Source organism: Streptomyces sp. NPDC026672 (assembly GCF_040638185.1).
Taxonomy (GTDB): Bacteria; Actinomycetota; Actinomycetes; order Streptomycetales; family Streptomycetaceae; genus Streptomyces.
The window spans coordinates 260,241-277,835 of the sequence record NZ_JBEZXS010000003.1; the positions used below are offsets into that span (position 1 = coordinate 260,241).

Here is a 17,595-nt window from a genome sequence, read left to right on the forward strand (position 1 = left end):
TGAACGGCTCAGCGGAGCCGCGACCGCTCGAATAGTAAGGTAAGGATTGCCTTACTCAATAGCCCCCTTCTGGATCTGGCGGGTCATCCGACCGCGACTGAGGTTATGCTCACCTAACCTGCTGGTGGAGGCGTTGGGAGAACGGCACGTGGGTTCGGGCAGAAGGATGCGTACCACCGTGCTGGTGACCCTGGTGGTCGCCCTCCTCGTCGTCCTGTCCCTGCTGTCCGTGGCGCTGGGCGCGCTCAGCGTCCCGCTCGACCAGGTGGTCCGCTCGGTCCTCGGGCACCCCCCGAGCCGGCTCGTCGACAACGTGATCTGGTCGGTGCGGGTGCCCCGCACCCTGCTCGGCCTGACGACGGGCGCCGCGCTCGGGATGTCCGGCGCGCTGATGCAGGCGCTCACCCGCAATCCGCTGGCCGACCCCGGCATCCTCGGCGTCAGCGCCGGGGCGTCCTTCGCGATCGTCGTGGCGGTCGCGGTGTTCGGGGTCGGATCGCTGTACGGATACGTGTGGTTCGCGTTCGCCGGGGCCCTCGCCGCGAGCGTCCTGGTCTTCTTCCTCGGTCGGCTCGGCCGCTCCGGCGCCACCCCCGTCAAACTGGCGCTCGCCGGGGTCGCCGTCACCTCGCTGCTGTCCTCGCTGACCAGCGCGGTGGTCCTCACCGACCAGGACGCGCTGGACCGTTACCGCTTCTGGTCCGCCGGCACCCTGGCCGACCGGGACTCGGGCGACCTGCTGCGCATCCTGCCGTTCCTGGTGGCGGGCGCCGTGCTCGCACTGTCCTGCGCGCCCGCGCTCAACAGCCTCGCCCTCGGCGACGACGTGGCCGCCTCCCTGGGCCGGCGGCTCGGTCTGGTACGGCTCCAGGGCGTGGCCGCGGTGATGCTGCTGACCGGCGCGTCGGTCGCCGTCATCGGGCCCGTCGTCTTCCTCGGCCTGGTCGTCCCGCACATCGCCCGGGTGCTCGCCCAGTACGCCGGGATCGGCCCCGACCACCGCTGGCTGCTGCCGCTGTCGGCCGCGCTCGCACCGGTCCTGCTGCTGTCCGCCGACATCCTGGGCCGCATGGTGGCCCGCCCCACCGAGATCCAGGCCGGGGTCCTGGTCGCCTTCCTCGGCGGCCCGTTCTTCATCGCCCTGGTCCGCCGCCGTAAGCTCGCGGAGGTGTGAGCGTGTCCGTCCAGCCCTCGCCCGGCAAGGTCTCCCCCGTCGCGGCCGTGTCCCGGCCGGCCCTGCGGGACCGGCCGTTCCGGCTGACCGCGCCCCCGGTGTCCGGCATGCTGCGCCCCCGACTTGCGCTGACCGGGACGCTGCTCGCCGTCGGCGCCTTCCTGCTGTTCTGCTGGGGACTGACCGTCGGCGACTATCCCGTGGCCTTCGGCGACGTGATCCGGGCCCTGTTCGGCGCGGGCGATCCGGGCACCCTCACCGTCGTACGCGAACTGCGGCTGCCGCGGGCGCTGACCGGGCTGCTGGTCGGTGTCGCGTTCGGCGTGTCGGGGGCCGTGTTCCAGACGATGACCCGCAATCCCCTCGCGAGCCCCGACATGATCGGGCTGACCGAGGGCGCCGGGACGGCCGTCGTGGCCGCGGTCGTCCTCGGCTGGACCGGCGGGCTCGGCCTCTCCACGCTCGGACTGCTCGGCGCGCTCGCCACCGCGCTGCTCGTGTACACGCTGGCGTGGAAGGGCGGGGCGACCGGCTACCGCATCATCCTCGTCGGCATCGGCGTGTCCTGGATCTGCACCAGCGCCACCGACTTCCTCGTGGCGCGCGGCAACCGGTTCGAGGCCCAGGAGGCCGTGGGCTGGCTGGTCGGCAACCTCAACGGGCGGACCTGGGGCCAGGTCGACTCCCTGGCCCTCGCCATGGCCGTACTGCTGCCGGTCACCCTGGGCATGGGCCGCTGGATGCGCACCCTCCAGCTCGGCGACGACGTGGCCGCCGGCCTCGGCACCCCCGTCCAACCGGTGCGCCTGGCCCTGCTGCTGACCGGGGTGGGCCTGGTCGCGTTCGGCACGGCGGCGGCCGGTCCGGTGGCCTTCGTCGCGCTGGCCTGCCCGCAGATCGCCCAGCGGCTCGCGGGCACCTCGGCACCGCCCCCGTTCGTCTCCGGTCTCACCGGCGCGTTCGTCGTCCTCGGCTCCGACCTCCTCGCGCGCGAGGCGATCCCGGGGACGGAACTGCCGGTCGGGATCGTCACCGGCGCGCTCGGTGCGCCGGTCCTGCTGTGGCTGCTCATCCGCGCCAACCGCGCGGGCTCTGGAGGCTGATCCCATGTCGACCACCGACCCACGCTCCCCGCGGCCGTCCCCCACCGACGCCGGCACCGACGCGTCCCGGCCGACCGCGGACGCACCCGGGCCGGCCCGTGCCGTGCCCCGGACGACCGCGGCCCCCGCCGACGCTCGGCCCACCGCGGACGTCCCCCGGCCCACCGCCGGAACGCACGGAACGCCCGACGGCGCCTCCCGGCCACCCGTCAGGGGCCCCGAGTTGCGGGCGCGGGGGCTCCATCTCGCCTACGACGGGCGGACGGTGGTGGAGGGGCTGGACCTCACCGTGCCCACCGGACGCATCACGGCCATCGTCGGCGCCAACGCCTGCGGGAAGTCGACCCTGTTGCGGGCGCTCGCCCGGCTGCTCACCCCCCGGCAGGGCGTGGTCGAACTCGACGGCGTCGCACTGCGCTCGGTGCCCACCCGCGAACTCGCCCGCAAGCTCGGCATCCTGCCGCAGACCCCGGTGGCGCCGGAGGGCCTCACGGTGGCCGACCTGGTGAACCGGGGCCGCTCCCCGCACCAGACCTGGTGGCGGCAGTGGTCCGCGGCCGACGAGCAGGCGGTGCGCGCGGCGCTCGCCGCGACCGGCCTGACCGAGCTGGCGGACCGCCCGGTCGACGAGCTCTCCGGCGGCCAGCGGCAGCGCGCGTGGATCGCCATGGCCGTCGCCCAGGGCACCCCGGTGCTGCTGCTGGACGAGCCGACGACCTATCTCGACCTGGCCCACCAGATCGACGTGCTCGACCTGATCACCGACCTCAACCGGCGCGAGGGCCGCACGGTCGTGATGGTGCTGCACGACCTCAACCAGGCGTGCCGGTACGCCGATCACGTCATCGCCATGAAGGCCGGCCGCGTCGTCGCCGAGGGCGCGCCCGCCGAGGTGGTCACCGAGGCCACCGTAGAGGACGTCTTCGACCTGCGCTGCCGCATCGCCCCCGACCCGGTGAGCGGCACGCCCCTGGTGATCCCGCTGGGCCGCCACCACCACGACGGCACCCGCCCGGAGCGCACCGTCCCGGTGACCGTCGCCGACTGAGCGGGCCGCGCCCCCGGTCACCGAGGGGGCACGGCCGCCCGGCGTTCAGGGACGGGACGTCAGATAGCCGCCCATGGTGCGGAACCAGTCGGTCGCCGCGTACTCCGTCCCGTCGTCCGTGCGCACCCGCCGCACCAGCAGCCCCCGGTGGCGCCCGGTGTGGGCGTCGGCACCGGCCACCACGACCACGCCGTCGCCCTCGCGTATGAAGATCCGGCCGGGCGTGCCGCCGTAGCGCCCCTCCGAGACGGCCGCCCGGACGATCCGCAGCCGCTCCCCCCGGTGGAAGGCGTACGCGTTCGGGTACGGGTCCGACTGGGCGCGCACGAGGCGTTCCAGGCGTTCGGCGGGCCAGTTCCAGTCGATGCGGCTGTCCTCCGCCGACCGCTTGTGGAAGAAGCTCGCGCGAGCACGGTCCTGCGGGACCCACTGGCCGGCGTCCCGGCCCGAGGCGATCAGGTCCAGCGACTCCCGCACGATGGGCGCGATCAGGTCGACGGTGCGGTGGAACAGGTCGGTCGCCGTGTCGGTGGGCCCCACCGGCACCGAGCGCTGCACCAGCACGTCCCCCGCGTCGAGTTCGGCGTTCATCCGGTGCGCGGTGACCCCGACCCGCTCCTCGCCGTTGAGCAGCGCCCAGATGATCGGCGAGAAGCCCGCGTACGCCGGGAGCAGCGAGTCGTGCACGTTGAGGGTGCCGTGCGGCGGCAGGTCGAACAGCTCCGGGGGCAGCCAGGTGCGCCAGTTGTTGGCGACGATGATGTCCGGCCGCGCCGCGCGCACCGCGGCGAGGAGTTCGGTGTCGTCGGGGCGGTTGCGCAGCAGGACGGGCACGTCGTGCTTCCCGGCGAGTTCGGCGACGTTGTCGTCCCAGATCTTCTCGTAGGCATGGTCACTCCTCGGATGGGTGACGACGAGGACCACCTCGTGGTCGGAGTCCAGCAGCGCCTGAAGCGTGCGGTGACCCCAGGTCTGGTAGCCGAGCAAAACGACCCGCATGACGGTCCTTCCCCTTCAACGACTTTCCATTGCTAGGTAAGCCTTACCTTATCTAGCATGTGTGTGCCTGAGGGAGGCGATGCCACGGTGAAGTCACCGTTCATGGGTTCCGAGACCGTCCACGATGTCCTAGACGTCCTCGGAATCGGTTTCGGTCCGTCAAATCTCGCTCTGTCCATAGCGGTGGAGGAACACAACGCGGGCCTTCCGGCGGACCGTCGGCTCGCCGTCCGGTTCCTGGAACGCCAGTCACGCTTCGGCTGGCACCGGGGCATGCTGATCGACGACGCCACGATGCAGGTGTCCTTCCTCAAGGACCTCGTCACCCTGCGCGACCCGACCAGCGACTACAGCTTCCTGTGCTTCCTGCGCGAGCGGGGCAGACTGGTCGACTTCCTGAACCAGAAGACGCTCTTCCCGCTGCGCATGGAGTTCCACGAGTACTTCGAGTGGGCGGCCGAGCGGGTCTCGCACCTCGTGTCGTACGACAACGAGGTCGTCGCCGTCGACCCGGTGCGCGACGAGGACGGCCGGGTGGCCTCCTTCGACGTGGTCACCCGCGACGCCGCCGACCCCGGCCGGACGGTCACCCGCAGGGCGCGCAACATCAGCGTCGCCCTGGGCCTGGAACCGCATGTGCCCCCGGGGCTGGAGCTTGGTGAACTCGTCTGGCACAACAGCGAGTTGATCCCCCGTGCGAGCCGGCTCGCGGAGGCGGGCGGGCCCGTGCGGCGGGTGGTGGTGCTCGGCGCGGGACAGAGCGCGGCCGAGGCCGTGGACTATCTGCACCGGACGTTCCCGGAGGCCGAGGTGTGCTCGGTCTTCGCCAAGTACGGCTTCACGCCCGCCGACGACAGCCCGTTCGCCAACCGGATCTTCGACCCGGAGGCGGTCGACGTCTACTTCACGGCGCCCACCGAGGTCAAGCAGTCCCTGCTCGACTACCACCGCTCCACCAACTACTCGGTCGTCGACATGGAGTTGATCGAGTCCCTGTACGCCACCGCGTACCAGGAGAAGGTGACCGGGCGGGAGCGGCTGAGGTTCCTCAACGTCTCGCGCATCCGGGCCGTCGACCCCGCCTCGGACGGCGGGCTGGACGTCGGGGTCGAGTTCCTGCCGACGGGCGAGCGTCAGGTGCTCCGCGCCGACGTGCTGGTGCTCGCCACCGGCTACCGGCCCCGTGACCTCGCGCCGCTGCTCGGCGAGGCGGCGAAGCTGTGCCTGCGCGACGACGGGGACGCGATCCGGGTGGGCCGCGACCACCGGGTGGAGACGGTGCCGGAGGTCACCGCCGGCATCTACCTCCAGGGCGGCACCGAGCACACGCACGGCCTGACCAGCACGCTGCTGTCGACCGTCGCGATCCGGGCGGACGAGATCCACCGCTCGGTCCTCGCGGGCCTGCCGGCGTCCTGAACCCGCCCCGGAGCGGTGACCCGCGGGGCCCTCCCGCGGGTCACCGCCCGCTCCCGTCAGTACGGCCCGTGCGTCCAGCGCCCGGCGGTCATCGTCGCGTGGACCGGCATCGACCGCAGCACGGCCGGACCGGCGTCCAGCGGGTCGGTGTCCACGAGCACCAGGTCGGCCGGGTCGCCGACCCGGACCAGCCGGCGCCCGCGGGCCGCCGCGGTCAGCGCGTCCCGTACGAACAGGCGCTGTTCGGGGTGCCAGGCGGGGCGGTCGTCGTCGGTGCGGGTGACCGCCGCCGCCACGGCGAGCCAGGGGTCGAGCGGCGAGACCGGGGCGTCGGAGCCGAACTCCAGGCGGGCACCGGCGGCGAGCAGCGCGGCGTACGGGAAGGCCCGGTCCGTGCGCCCGGCCCAGTACCGGTCGGCCATGTCGCGGTCGTCCGTGGCGTGCCGGGGCTGGACCCCGGCCGTGACGCCCAACTCGGCGAAGCGCGGCAGGTCTTCGGGTATCAGCAGCTGCGCGTGCTCGATCCGGCCGCGGCAGCGCACGGCCTCGAAGGCGTCCAGGGCGACGGTGTTGGCCCGGTCGCCGATGGCGTGCACCGCGGGTTCGACGCCGTGCGCGGCGGCGCGCCGCATCAGCCGTACGAGTTCGCCGGGCGAGGTCTCCTCGACACCGTGCGAGCCGTCCGTGCCCTCCAGGCCCGGATAGGGCTCGCGGCACAGCGCGGTACGGGTGTTGAGCGATCCGTCGGTGAACAGCTTCAGCGGTCCCACCCGGACCGGTCCGTCCCCTGCGCCGATCCGGCTGCCGGTGCGCAGTCCGCGCGCCAGCACGGAGTCCAGGGCGCCGGGATAGACGGCCGCCGACACCCGTACGGCGGGCGGGGCCTGCGCCGCGCGCCGCTCCCAGTCCTCGACCGGGTCGCCGAACTGGAAGTCGATGACTCCGGTCACCCCGCGCGCGGCGGCGGCCCGGCACGCCTCCTCGACCCAGCCGTCGACGACCCCGGCCGGTGCCTCCGGCAGCGCGGTCAGGATCTGGTGCGCCTCGTGCTCCCGGACGAGCCCGGTGGGGTGGTCGCCGCGGCCGACCAGGGCGAGGCAGGCGGAGTTGAGCCAGGCCGCGTGCAGGTCGGCGCTGACGAGGGCCACCGGGCGGCCGGGCAGGACGGCGTCGAGCAGCCGCTTGTGCGGGGCGTCGGGCCACAGGCCGTCCCGGAAGCCGTACCCGAACAGCACCGTGCCGGCGTCTCCCGCGCCGCCGTGCCCGCGCACGAGGTCGGCGACCGCCCGCGCGGACGGGGTGCCGGCGAGGTCGAGCCGGTGCCGGACGCCGGCCCAGTCCGCGAGGTGGACATGGGCGTCCCACAGGCCGGGCAGCAGCACACGTCCGCCGAGGTCGAGGACCCGCTCGCCGTCGACGGCACCCGGGCCCGCGTCCGCCTCCGGCACGACATGGGTGATCGTGCCGTCCGCCACGCGCACCCGGGCGAGGGGGCCGCCCGCGCCGAGGCGCACCCGGGCGAGGACGAGCGTGGGAGGGGCGCTTGCGTGGTCCGTCATGCAGCCTCCAGCCGCGGCGACACCGAAGAGGAACTCAGGGTCACCTTATCCACACGGGCGGCGGCATGTTCACGTACTTGAACTTCAAGCACATGGATGTACATGGCTGTGGTCCCTGGTGTAGAACGTCGTCAACTACCCCCTGTACCAGTCGAGTTGGAGGACCCGATGACCGCGAGTGTTCCCCGACGTACCGTGCTGGCCACCGCGGCCGGCGCCGTGGCCCTCGGCGCGGTCCCGGCGACGTCCGCGCACGCCGCCGGGGCGCAGGCGCCTGCGGACACCGAACGCACGCTGCGCGAGGCCGCCGACTACGCGGTGGCCAAGCTCCGTTCCGTCGCGCCGAACGTGACCGCGTTCCCGGTCGGGACGAAGTTCGAGAAGTGGGTCTACTCCCAGAACGGTGACTGGGTCGGGGGTTTCTGGCCGGGCACGCTCTGGATGGCCTGGCTGTACAGCGGCGACAACACGTTCCGCACGCTGGCCGTCGACTCCGCGAAGCGACTCGCCCCGCGCCAGACCGACACCACCACCCACGACCTGGGCTTCCTCTTCTCCCCCTCCTGGGTCACCGCCTGGCGGCTGACCGGCGACGACTCCTGGCGCACCGGCGCGATCCGCGCCGCCGACTCGCTGATCCGGCGCTACAACCCGAACGGGCGCTTCCTGCGCGCCTGGGGCGCGCTGGACGATCCGCGCGACGCGGGCCGGGTCATCATGGACACGATGATGAACCTCGATCTGCTGGCCTTCGCGAGCGCGCAGACCGGGAACCGCAAGTACCTCGACATCGCCGTCGAACACGCGAGGACCGCCCAGCGGGTGTTCCCCCGGGCGGACGGATCGACGCCCCACGTCTACGACTTCGACCCGGCGACCGGCGCTCCGATCGGCCCCGCCACCGTGCAGGGCTACAGCCCCTCCTCGTGCTGGGCGCGCGGACAGGCGTGGGGGATCTACGGGTTCGTGACGATCCACCGGCGCACCGGGAACGCGCAGTTCCTCGACACCGCGCGCAGGCTCGCCGACTTCGCGCTCGGCGCGCTCACCCCGGACCAGGTGCCGGTGTGGGACTACCGCGCGCCGCAGCAGCCGAACGACGTGAAGGACGCCTCGGCGGGCGCGATCATGGCGTGCGGTCTGCTCGACCTGGCGCAGGCGACGGGACTGCCGCAGTACCGCCAGGCGGCACTGCGGCTGCTGACCGCGCTGGCCCAGACGTGTCTGACCAGGAACTCGGCCCGCGCGGACGCGGTCGTGGCGCGCTGCACCCGCAACCGGCCGGCCGAGGACGGCGTCGAGATCTCCCTGCCGTACGCCGACTACTACCTGCTGGAGGGCATCCTGCGGGTGCTGCGCCCGGCGGACGTCGACCGGGCGATCGACCTGTCCTCCGTCTGACCGCCCGGCCCCGCGCCCGGGTTCAGGCGGACTCGGCCGCCGCCAGTTCCTCCAGGAGGACGGGCGCCGACTCGGTGGCGGTGTGGATGCCGATGACGCTCACGATCTCCAGCACCTCCATGATCTCCTCCGTACTGGCGCCGAGGCGGAGGGCGTTGCGCATGTGGAGCTTGAGGCCCGGTACGTAGAGATGGGTGGCGGCCGCGTCGAAGGCGCAGTAGACCAGCTCCTTCACCTTGGGCTCCAGCACGCCCTTCGTCCACGGCACCGAGGAGAAGGCGACGTACGCCTCGAACAGCTCGGGGTCGAGTTCGAGCAGACCGTCCCAGAACTCGTGCCAGTAGCCGCGCTTCTCGGTGAACTCGGCCTTCAACCGCTCGCGCCGCTCGTCGAGCGGTTCGGGACCCTTGCGCAGCCCCTCCTCCTCCAGGACCTCCAGGAGGAGGGGCACACCGATGTTGGAGGCGTGGATGCCGAGGGTGCTGGTGAGTTCGAGGACCTCCATGATCTCCTCGCCGGTGGCGCCGTGGGCGAGGGCGGCCCGGATGTGCTGGCGGACGCCGGGCGTGTAGAGGTGGGTGGCGGCGGAGTCGACCGCGATGTAGATGAACTCCTTGACCTTGGCGGGCAGATGGTTCTTGCGCCACGGCACGGTCGAGAAGTCCAGGTACGCCTCCAGGTAGTCGGGGTCGAGCACGAGGATGCTCTCCCACGCGGCGCTCCAGGTGCCGCGTTCGCGGGTGAAGCGCTCCTTGAGGTCCTGCTGGCGCTGGGTCAGGGACACGATGCCTCCTGCGTGAAGGGCAGGCGGCACCACGGGACGTCGGCGCGGCCGAGCCCCGGGGCAGGGTGCCGCCCGGTTACCGGAAGAAGAAGGTGAAGGGAGTGAAGGGAGTGAAGAGGGAGGGGCTGGGGGTGGGGTGAGGGAGAGGAGGGTTCACGCGCCGGCCTCGGCCGGGGCGGGCCGGACGCCGTCGCTGTCGAGCGCGTCGGAGACGGTCGCGGAGGCGTGCTCCAGGTGGACCCGGCTCAGCCGCAGGGCCTCGTCCGTGTCACCGGCGGCGATCGCCTCGACGAGGGCCCGCATCTCGGCCACGGCCTGCCGCGGCCGGCCCGGCTGGGACATGGAGGTCGCGCGCAGCAGCTGCACACGGGCCTGCACTCCGGAGAGGATCTGCTGGATGGTGGGGCTGTCGGCACCGGCGAGCAGGGTGTCGTAGATGCCGTCCTTGGCCCGCAGCAGCTCCCGCATGTCCTCGCTGGACGCGCAGACCTCCTCGAACCGGGCGAGCGCGTCCCGCAGCCGGGTCAGGTGCTCCGCCGAGGCCCGCTCCATGAAGCGCTGCACGGCGAGGCCCTCCAGGGCGGCGCGTACGGCGTAGAGGTCGGCGGCCTCGGACGGGCTGGGGGCGTAGACGACGGCGCCCTTCTGCGGGATGACCGTCACCAGGCCCTCGGCCGTCAGTTCGCGCAGGACCTCGCGGACGGTGGTGCGGGAGACCCCGAGCGACTCGATCAGCTCGCGCTCGACCAGACGCTGGCCGGGCTTGAGGTCGAAGTCGAGGATCGCGTTGCGGAGCGCCTCCAGTACCTGCTCGCGCAGGGGCGCCACCTGACGCGCGAGGTTGATGCTCCGCAGCCCGTTCATCACACCGTCCTGTCCGTTCGACACCTCACTGACCATACGGCCTGTTCGTCATACGATCAAAAATCGTCCTCCAGCCAGCGGACGATCTCGGTGTGGTCGGCGTCGGCGGGCAGCCGTTCGGCGGCCTCGCCCCACAGCCGTGCCGCGGCGGCGCCCAGGCGGCCCGGGGTGCCGGTGGTCTCGGCGAGACCGACGGCGATCCGCATGTCCTTGAGCATCAGCCGCAGCCCGAACCCGGAGTCGAAGCTGCGGTCCAGCATGAACCGCGGCCACTTGTTCTCGGTGGAACCGCTGCGCCCGCTCGACCCGTTGATCGCCTCCAGCATCACCTCGGGGTCGAGCCCGAAGGCGCGGCCGGCGAGGATCGCCTCGGACGTCACCAGCAGATGGGTGGCCGACAGCAGGTTGTTGAGCGCCTTGAGCGCGTGCCCGGCCCCGGCGGGACCGACGTGCAGCACCTTGGAGCCGACGACCTCCAGCAGGGGCCGTACGGCGGCGGCGGTCTCCGTGCCGCCGACCATGATGGTGAGGGTGCCGGCCGCCGCACCCCGGGTGCCGCCCGATACGGGGGCGTCGACCACGGTGACCCGGTGCTCCGCGGCGGCCTCGGCCAGGGCGCGGGTGCGCACCGGCTCCGAGGAGCCCATGTCGACGAGGACGGCCCCGGGCCGCAGGGCGTCCAGCAGTCCGTCCTTGTGCACGACGCTCTCGACGACGTCGGAGTTGGGCAGCATCAGCACCACGGCGTCGGCGTCCCGGCCTGCGTCGGCCGCGCTCGCGACCGCCTCGGCCCCGGTGGCGGCGGCGAGTTCGGCGGCGGCCCGCGGGCGGGCGTCGTACACCTTCAGCCGGTAGCCGGCCTCCGCGAGCCGGCGGGTCATCGGCTCGCCCATGTTGCCGAGGCCGATGAAGCCGACGAGCGCGCCGGGACCCAGCGGCGCCGGACCGGACTCAGGCATGCGGGCGCACCTCCTCCAGCACCCGCTCGGCCACGCGGAAGGACTCCAGGGCGGCGGGCACGCCGACGTAGACGGCGGTCTGGAGCAGCGCCTCCTGGATCTCCTCCTCGGTGCAGCCGTTGGTGAGGGCGCCGCGCACGTGCACCGCGAGTTCGTGCATGCGGTTGAGGGCGGTGAGCATCGTCAGGTTGAGCAGGCTGCGGGTCCTGCGGTCGAGGCCCGGACGGCCCCACACCTCGCCCCAGCAGTACTCGGTGACGAGTTCCTGCACCGGCCGGGAGAACTCGGTGACCTTCTCCAGCGAGCGGTCGACGTGCTCCGCGCCCAGTACTTCGCGTCGGATGCGCAGCCCTTCGTCGAAGCGGCCGCCTGCCTCTGTCGTCATCGTGGTCCTTCTTCCTGTTTCGTACGGGGGGTGCCCCGGGGTGTGCGGTGGTCAGGCGCGGCCGGGGTAGGCGTCCGCGGCGACCGGGTCGAGCCAGACGGTCGTGCCGAGCGAGACGGCGGTGTGCAGCAGCCAGCTGCCGGGGGCCGCCCCGTGCCAGTGGGTCTCGCCCGGCGGCACCCACACGGTGTCGCCGGGCCTGAGCGGCCGGGGCTCCTCCCCCTGGGTGCAGACGAAGCCCGCGCCCGCGGTGACCTGGAGGATCTGCCCGTGCTCGTGGTGGTGCCAGTGGGTGTGGGCACCGGGGGAGAAGAAGACGTTGTTGATGGTGACGCCGTCGGTGGCGGGCAGCACCGGGTCGGCCCACACGGCGCCGGTGAAGGTGGCGGAGCGCTGCTCGGACACGCCGTCCCGGTCCCGGCCAGGAATGATGATCATGCGTTGGATGCCTTTCGGTGCGGGCGCGCGGTCAGGAGCGGCCGGACTCCGGGGTGTCGTGGACGCGGACGCCGCCGGAGAGGTCGCCGATGGCGTCGACCACGCGGTTGCTGATCTGGTCGGCGTAGCCGGTGCTGATCGCGAGGCCGAAACTGGCCATCGGACCGGCCGCGTTGAGGCTCGGCACGCCGAGTTCGCGGATGTGGTCGACGTAGAGCAGGACGTCCTTCATCATCAGCGACCCGGTCAGGCCGCCCTCCAGGTAGTCGCCCTTGACGATGTGCGGGAAGCGGTTGAGCGTCGCGAAGTTGACGCCACTGCTGGCGTTGATGACGTCGAGCAGGGCGCCGAGGTCGAGACCGGCCTTGCGTCCGGCGACCATGACCTCGGCGGTGGCGGCGAGCGAGACCGCGTTGAGGAAGTTGTTGAGCAGCTTGGTGGAGTGGCCGCTGCCGCTCGCGCCCATCGGGAACACCTTGGCGGTGAACAGCGGGAACAGCCAGTCGAGCCGGTCGATCGCCTCCCGCGGTCCGCCGACCATGACGGTGAGCGTGCCCTTCTCGGCCGCCGCCGCGCCGCCGGAGACCCCGGCGTCGAGGAAGACGGCGTCCTTCTCGGCGAAGGCCGCGGCGAGCCGGACGGTGGACTGCGGGGAGGCGGTGCTGAGGTCGACGACCGTCTGCCCGGCGCGGACGTGCTCCAGCAGTCCGCCCTCGCCGAGGACGACCGCCTCGACGGCCCTGCTGTCGGGCAGGGAGAGCATGACGACGTCGCTCTCCTCGGCGAGCCGGGCGAGGGACCCGGCGGGGGTGGCGCCGACGGCCTCGGCCCGCGCGGGGTCGACGTCGTGGCCGAGGACGGGGTGCCCGGTCTCCGTGATGTGCCGGGCGATCCGGCCGCCCATGTTGCCCAGGCCGACGATGCCGATGCGCTGTCCGCTCATGTCACTCATCCCGGTCATGACCGTTCACACCTCTCCGCGTTCCGTTGTCGGGCACGCGTTCCAAAATCGTATGACCATCATACAATCTGTGCGGGAGTCCAGGCACCCGCTCCTCCCGAGGGGCGGACGGTGTTGACCACGGCCGCCCCTCCGTCCGCCGAGACCACCTCGCCGGTGACGTAGGCGGCGTCCTCGCCCAGCAGGAACGCCACCACCCCGGCGATCTCGTCGGCGGTGCCCACCCGCCGCATGGGCGTGGTGGTGCCGCGCCGCTCCATGTCGGAGGCCCCGCCCGAGGCGGCGCCGCCCGACGCGAACAGCTGGGTGTGGACGAGGCCCGGCGCGACGGCGTTCACGCGCACGCCGCGCGGGCCTCCGTAGAGGGCGGCCCCGTGCACCAGACCGAGCACACCGTGCTTGGAGGTCTGGTACGCGATGAGGTCCTCGCTGCCGCGCAGGCTCGCGATGGACGCGGTGACGACCACCGCTCCGCCCGAGCCCTGCCGCTCGTAGCCGCGGAAGGCCGCGCGCAGACCGAGGAACGTGCCGCGCAGGTTGACCGCGATCACCCGGTCGAAGTCCGCCGCCGTCACGTCGGGGATGCGGTCGAAGGTGCCGAAGATCCCCGCGTTGAGGTGGTGGAGGTCGATCCGCCCGAAGGCGTCCAGCGCCGCCTCGGTGTACGCGTCGACGTCCGCCTCGTCGGCGATGTCGGCCCGCACCGCGATCGCCTCGCCGGGCAGTGCCTCGACCACCTCGGTGACGGCCCTCAGGTCGACGTCGACGGCGACGACCCGGGCGCCGTCCGCCGACAGCCGCCGGGCGCTCGCCGCGCCGATCCCGCTGCCGGCCCCCGTGACGACGGCGACCTTCCCGTCGAACGGTCCTGTCATGACGTGTGCTCCTTGTGCGTGTCGCCGATCCGTACCGCGAGGCCCGGTTCGAGTCCGTCGTACGGCGCGAACCGCCGCATGACCTCCGGGTCGTGCCCCGGGACCAGCACGTGGCCGGGCGACTCGGTCATCTCGGTGAGGAGGTCGAAGCCCCGGTACATCGCCTCCAGGTCGGCGACGAAGGCGAACGGGCGCTCCTGTTCGAGCTCCTCGTAGTAGTGCGCCGCGTCCGAGGCGAGGACGGCCGTCCCGCCGCCGTGCGTGGCGACGAGGACGACGGCCTGGCCCGGGGTGTGGCCGCCGACCGGGACCAGCTCGATCCCGGGGGCGAGGGTGACCGCCTTCTCGAAGAGCGTCAGCCGGCCCTCCTCGCGCACCACCGGGAGATGGGCGACCTCGTGCTCCTCGGTCGACCAGGCGAACTGGGCCTTCGTGGCGTACGGGCCCGTCCAGAACTCGTACTCGCGGCGGGCCATGACCACCTCGGCCGCCGGGAAGTCGGCGAGGTTGCCGATGTGGTCGTAGTGCGCGTGCGTGACGACGACCCGTTCCACCGTGGCGGCGTCGATGCCGAGGGCGGCCAGGGCCCGCACCGGCTCCACCAGGGTGGTGCGGCCCCGCCGGGCGCCGCCGACCGGCCCGAACCCGGTGTCGACGACCAGGGTGCGGCCCCGGCCCCGTACGACCCAGAAGTAGTAGTCCATGCCGAGCGGGGAATCGGGCTCGCCGTAGATGTGGTGGTTGAGGTAGATCTCCGAGCGGGCGCCCTGGCGCGTGCCGTAGCGCACGGCCAGGACCTCGTACTCGGCGGGCGGGACGGTCACAGGGCGGCTCCCGCCCGCTCACGGCGGCCCAAAGGGACCTGGGCCTCCAGGTGCAGGTCACGGCCGTTGGTCTCGGGCAGCCAGCGCAGCACCACGAAGAACCCGATGACCGACACGGCCGTCATGTAGATCGCCGGCATCGGCAGATAGCCGCTGGCACCGGCGATCGCGGCCGCGATGAAGGGTCCCGGTCCGCCGACCAGGGCGAGGCCCAGGTTGAAGCCGATCGCGCTGCCGCTGCCGCGGGTGGCGGCGGGGAACATCTCGGTCAGCAGCACGACCGTGGTGACGCTGACCATCGACTGGCTGATCGAGAAGAGGACGATGCCGAGCAGGACGAGCGGACCCTTGCCGGTGCTCATCAGCATGAAGGAGGGGAAGGACAGCAGGGCGTGGCCCGCGCTGCCGAGGACGTTCACCGGCCGGCGCCCGAAGCGGTCCGCCAGCAGGCCGGCGAACGGGCACAGCACGGCGTAGATCAGCAGGCCGGCGCCGCTCAGGGCCAGCGAGGTGGTGCGGGCGAGCCCGACGGACACGGACAGGTAGTTCACCACGTAGGTGGCGAGGTAGTAGAAGCCGAGGCCCTGGACGCTGGCGAAGAAGAAGCACAGGGCGATGGCCTTGGCGTTCTTGCGGCTTCCGGTGAGCAGCGGCTTGTCCTCCACGGCCTTGCGCTCCTGGAGTTCGGCGAACACCGGGGTCTCGGGGATGCGCAGCCGGATGTAGAGGCCGATCAGGCCCATCGGCGCCGCCAGGAGGAAGGGCAGCCGCCAGCCCCACGCGTTCAGCGCGGAGTCGCTGAGCCAGCTGTTCAGAGCGAGGGCCACCAGGCTGCCCGCGACGGTCGCGATGGCGGCGGTGGCGGAGATGACGCTGCCGAACAGACCGCGCCTGCGGGTCGGGGCGTGCTCCAGCAGGAACGCGGACGATCCCGTCCACTCGCCGCCCGCGGAGAAGCCCTGGAGGCAGCGCATCAGCACCAGGAGGACCGGCGCCAACACGCCGACCTGCTGGTACGTGGGCAGGACGCCGATGAGGGTGGTGGTGACGCCCATCATTCCCACCGTCATGGTCAGCGCCCATCGGCGCCCCCTGCGGTCACCGATCGAGCCGATGACGAACCCGCCGACGGGCCGCATGAAGAACGCCACCCCGAACACCGCCAGCGAGGACAGCAGCGAGACGGCCGGGTTGTCGTTCGGGAAGAACTCTTCTCCGATGGTGGTGGCGAAGAAGCCGTACACCGCGAAGTCGAACCACTCCATGAAATTGCCGATTCCGGTGGCGACGGCGGTCCTTCTCCTCAGCCGCCCGGTCGCGGCCCGATCCTCATTGATCATGTCTGACTCCTCAGCGGATGACGTCCCTGACTGACGCCGCGATGGATTGTATGACCGTCATACAGATCGGGTCAACGGCTCGTTTCTTGCGGCTGAACGCCGCATGACCCGCGGACAAGATGTCCACGATGTCCACCTCACACGCCATTGAACTGCGGATTCGCCGAGAGTGACACGAGAGGCCGGGGTGCGGCGCCGAGCCGGGCGAGTGGCCGAAGTCAAGCGGTCAGGCAGATCGTATGTCCGTCATACAATGTTGCGCGGGACAGTTCAGCAGATGCTTCGGCACATGGGAAGGGGCAGCGCGGTGTTCATGTCGACGACGTCCGCCAGGGATCTGGCGGAGCGGGCCTTGTGCGCGGTGGGACTGACGGCCGGGGACGCCGCGGTCACGGCGGACCATCTGATCGACTGCGAGCTGCGGGGGCTCGGCTTCAGCGGGCTCGCCCGCATCCTCAGCATCGCCGAGCGCCTGGGCGCCTCGGGCGGGCCGAAGGGGCCGGTCACCGTGGTGCGGGAGACGCCGGTGTCGGCGCAGCTCGACGGCGGGGACAACCTCGGCTATCCGGTGGCCCGGCGCGCGACCGCCCTCGCCGTGGAGAAGGCCGGGGCCATGGGCATCGCGCTCGTCGGCGCCCACAACACCTGGTACACGGGCATGCTGTCGTACTACGCCGAGACGGCCGCCCGCGAGGGCCTGGTCACGATCATCGCCTCGAACGCCACGCCCTGGGTCGCCCCGTACGGGGGCACCGAGGCGCGGTTCGGCACCAACCCGGTGTGCATCGGCTTTCCCAGTACGACGACCCCCGTCATCTGGGACATCGGGACCTCGCGGATCATCCACGCGCAGGCGGTGCTGGCCCGGCGGCAGGGCCGGCCGCTGCCGCCGGACGTGGCCTACGACGCCGACGGACTGCCCACGACCGATCCGGTCGCCGCGCTCGCGGGCGCGTTCACCGCGTGGGGCGGCCATCGCGGCAGCGGTCTGGGCATCGCCGTGCAGCTCCTCGGCATCATGGCCGGCTCCCCGGCGCTGCCGGGCGAGCTGCGCGACTTCGGTTTCCTCGTGATAGCGCTCCGCCCGGACCTGCTGGGTCCGGCGGAGCGCTTCAAGGAGCAGGTCACGGCCTACGGCGACCTGGTGCGCGGCACCCGCCCGCTCGACGGCGGCGCTCCCGTGCGCATGCCGTTCGACCGCTCGGCGGCCCACCGGGCACGGCAACTGGCCCGGGGCGGCTTCGAGGTACCGGACGACATCCACACGGCGGTCACCGCCCTGGCCACGTCCACGACGTGAACCGCCGCGGGCTGTACACGGCCCGGGGGCACGTGGGTCGGACGGGGCCGGCGACTCGGGGGCCGCAGGCGGGACAAAGCCCGTGCACGGGGCGGGGTGCCACGCCGGGCGCGGCCCCGGGGCGGACGGGGACCGCGCGTCGGACGACGGCACGTGTCGGGC

General features: G+C 72.5%; 17 protein-coding genes. 6 read left to right on the forward strand and 11 right to left on the reverse strand.

All coding sequences use genetic code 11. The features are described 5' to 3' along the window. The first annotated feature begins 166 nt into the window (after positions 1 to 166). The 3 genes from AB0F77_RS04375 to AB0F77_RS04385 all read left to right on the forward strand — a co-directional run bounded on the left by AB0F77_RS04375 (position 167) and on the right by AB0F77_RS04385 (position 3,325). A complete protein-coding gene (locus AB0F77_RS04375; RefSeq protein ID WP_361941200.1) occupies positions 167 to 1,174 on the forward strand; it encodes an iron ABC transporter permease in 1,008 nt (335 codons plus the stop codon). 107 nt (positions 1,175 to 1,281) lie between these two features. After that, positions 1,282 to 2,277: an iron chelate uptake ABC transporter family permease subunit gene (locus AB0F77_RS04380; protein ID WP_361941499.1), complete on the forward strand. Its 996-nt coding sequence runs from the start codon at positions 1,282 to 1,284 to the stop codon at positions 2,275 to 2,277. A gap of 4 nt (positions 2,278 to 2,281) precedes the next feature. Then, entirely contained in the window at positions 2,282 to 3,325 is a 1,044-nt protein-coding gene (locus AB0F77_RS04385) for an ATP-binding cassette domain-containing protein (protein WP_361941203.1), read from the forward strand. Between the two features lie 45 nt (positions 3,326 to 3,370). Here the strand turns inward: AB0F77_RS04385 and AB0F77_RS04390 are convergent, their stop codons facing one another. Then, a complete protein-coding gene (locus tag AB0F77_RS04390) occupies positions 3,371 to 4,324 on the reverse strand; it encodes a methionyl-tRNA formyltransferase (protein ID WP_361941206.1) in 954 nt (317 codons plus the stop codon). 87 nt (positions 4,325 to 4,411) lie between these two features. Here AB0F77_RS04390 and AB0F77_RS04395 point away from each other — a divergent pair, with 87 nt between their 5' ends. Further along, the gene (locus AB0F77_RS04395; RefSeq protein WP_361941209.1) at positions 4,412 to 5,743 is read left to right on the forward strand and encodes a lysine N(6)-hydroxylase/L-ornithine N(5)-oxygenase family protein; all 1,332 of its coding nucleotides are present in this window, start codon (positions 4,412 to 4,414) and stop codon (positions 5,741 to 5,743) included. Between the two features lie 56 nt (positions 5,744 to 5,799). On the opposite strand, the gene AB0F77_RS04400 is transcribed toward AB0F77_RS04395, so the two are convergent. After that, positions 5,800 to 7,302: an amidohydrolase family protein gene (locus AB0F77_RS04400; protein WP_361941212.1), complete on the reverse strand. Its 1,503-nt coding sequence runs from the start codon at positions 7,300 to 7,302 to the stop codon at positions 5,800 to 5,802. A 168-nt stretch (positions 7,303 to 7,470) separates the two neighbouring features. Here AB0F77_RS04400 and AB0F77_RS04405 point away from each other — a divergent pair, with 168 nt between their 5' ends. Then, positions 7,471 to 8,703, forward strand: coding sequence for a glycoside hydrolase family 88 protein (locus tag AB0F77_RS04405; RefSeq protein WP_361941215.1), 1,233 nt, complete (start codon positions 7,471 to 7,473; stop codon positions 8,701 to 8,703). Positions 8,704 to 8,725: 22 nt separating this feature from the next. On the opposite strand, the gene AB0F77_RS04410 is transcribed toward AB0F77_RS04405, so the two are convergent. From AB0F77_RS04410 to AB0F77_RS04450, 9 genes are all read right to left on the reverse strand, one after another. Beyond that, entirely contained in the window at positions 8,726 to 9,487 is a 762-nt protein-coding gene (locus AB0F77_RS04410) for a carboxymuconolactone decarboxylase family protein (protein WP_361941218.1), read from the reverse strand. A gap of 153 nt (positions 9,488 to 9,640) precedes the next feature. Beyond that, positions 9,641 to 10,375: a GntR family transcriptional regulator gene (locus tag AB0F77_RS04415; protein ID WP_361941221.1), complete on the reverse strand. Its 735-nt coding sequence runs from the start codon at positions 10,373 to 10,375 to the stop codon at positions 9,641 to 9,643. A gap of 32 nt (positions 10,376 to 10,407) precedes the next feature. After that, positions 10,408 to 11,310, reverse strand: a complete 903-nt coding sequence (locus AB0F77_RS04420) for an NAD(P)-dependent oxidoreductase (RefSeq protein ID WP_361941224.1) — start codon at positions 11,308 to 11,310, stop codon at positions 10,408 to 10,410. Next, the gene (locus tag AB0F77_RS04425) at positions 11,303 to 11,695 is read right to left on the reverse strand and encodes a carboxymuconolactone decarboxylase family protein (protein WP_361941227.1); all 393 of its coding nucleotides are present in this window, start codon (positions 11,693 to 11,695) and stop codon (positions 11,303 to 11,305) included. The genes AB0F77_RS04420 and AB0F77_RS04425 overlap by 8 nt, the downstream gene beginning before the upstream one ends. Positions 11,696 to 11,746: 51 nt before the next feature. Further along, entirely contained in the window at positions 11,747 to 12,133 is a 387-nt protein-coding gene (locus AB0F77_RS04430) for a cupin domain-containing protein (RefSeq protein ID WP_361941230.1), read from the reverse strand. Positions 12,134 to 12,164: 31 nt separating this feature from the next. Next, positions 12,165 to 13,094 (reverse strand): NAD(P)-dependent oxidoreductase, encoded by a 930-nt coding sequence (locus AB0F77_RS04435; RefSeq protein WP_361941232.1) that lies wholly within the window; start codon positions 13,092 to 13,094, stop codon positions 12,165 to 12,167. A gap of 59 nt (positions 13,095 to 13,153) precedes the next feature. Beyond that, a complete protein-coding gene (locus AB0F77_RS04440) occupies positions 13,154 to 13,969 on the reverse strand; it encodes an SDR family NAD(P)-dependent oxidoreductase (RefSeq protein WP_361941235.1) in 816 nt (271 codons plus the stop codon). Beyond that, the gene (locus AB0F77_RS04445) at positions 13,966 to 14,793 is read right to left on the reverse strand and encodes an N-acyl homoserine lactonase family protein (RefSeq protein WP_361941238.1); all 828 of its coding nucleotides are present in this window, start codon (positions 14,791 to 14,793) and stop codon (positions 13,966 to 13,968) included. The genes AB0F77_RS04440 and AB0F77_RS04445 overlap by 4 nt, the downstream gene beginning before the upstream one ends. After that, on the reverse strand, positions 14,790 to 16,133 hold the full coding sequence (locus AB0F77_RS04450) for an MFS transporter (protein ID WP_361941241.1): 1,344 nt from the start codon (positions 16,131 to 16,133) through the stop codon (positions 14,790 to 14,792). Before AB0F77_RS04450 ends, AB0F77_RS04445 begins: the two co-directional genes overlap by 4 nt. A gap of 289 nt (positions 16,134 to 16,422) precedes the next feature. Between AB0F77_RS04450 and AB0F77_RS04455 the strand changes: the two genes are divergently transcribed. After that, positions 16,423 to 17,433, forward strand: a complete 1,011-nt coding sequence (locus AB0F77_RS04455) for an Ldh family oxidoreductase (RefSeq protein ID WP_361941244.1) — start codon at positions 16,423 to 16,425, stop codon at positions 17,431 to 17,433. The last annotated feature ends 162 nt before the right edge of the window (positions 17,434 to 17,595 follow it).

Excerpts from the sequence above, each read along its gene's own strand:
- AB0F77_RS04420 (WP_361941224.1), bottom strand. The coding sequence starts at position 11,310 with ATGCCTGAGTCCGGTCCGGCGCCGCTGGGTCCCGGCGCGCTCGTCGGC.
- AB0F77_RS04425 (WP_361941227.1), bottom strand. The coding sequence starts at position 11,695 with ATGACGACAGAGGCAGGCGGCCGCTTCGACGAAGGGCTGCGCATCCGA.
- AB0F77_RS04405 (WP_361941215.1), top strand. The coding sequence starts at position 7,471 with ATGACCGCGAGTGTTCCCCGACGTACCGTGCTGGCCACCGCGGCCGGC.
- AB0F77_RS04375 (WP_361941200.1), top strand. The coding sequence starts at position 167 with ATGCGTACCACCGTGCTGGTGACCCTGGTGGTCGCCCTCCTCGTCGTC.
- AB0F77_RS04390 (WP_361941206.1), bottom strand. The coding sequence starts at position 4,324 with ATGCGGGTCGTTTTGCTCGGCTACCAGACCTGGGGTCACCGCACGCTT.
- AB0F77_RS04385 (WP_361941203.1), top strand. The coding sequence starts at position 2,282 with ATGTCGACCACCGACCCACGCTCCCCGCGGCCGTCCCCCACCGACGCC.
- AB0F77_RS04400 (WP_361941212.1), bottom strand. The coding sequence starts at position 7,302 with ATGACGGACCACGCAAGCGCCCCTCCCACGCTCGTCCTCGCCCGGGTG.
- AB0F77_RS04440 (WP_361941235.1), bottom strand. The coding sequence starts at position 13,969 with ATGACAGGACCGTTCGACGGGAAGGTCGCCGTCGTCACGGGGGCCGGC.
- AB0F77_RS04450 (WP_361941241.1), bottom strand. The coding sequence starts at position 16,133 with ATGATCAATGAGGATCGGGCCGCGACCGGGCGGCTGAGGAGAAGGACC.
- AB0F77_RS04430 (WP_361941230.1), bottom strand. The coding sequence starts at position 12,133 with ATGATCATCATTCCTGGCCGGGACCGGGACGGCGTGTCCGAGCAGCGC.
- AB0F77_RS04455 (WP_361941244.1), top strand. The coding sequence starts at position 16,423 with ATGGGAAGGGGCAGCGCGGTGTTCATGTCGACGACGTCCGCCAGGGAT.
- AB0F77_RS04435 (WP_361941232.1), bottom strand. The coding sequence starts at position 13,094 with ATGACCGGGATGAGTGACATGAGCGGACAGCGCATCGGCATCGTCGGC.
- AB0F77_RS04380 (WP_361941499.1), top strand. The coding sequence starts at position 1,282 with ATGCTGCGCCCCCGACTTGCGCTGACCGGGACGCTGCTCGCCGTCGGC.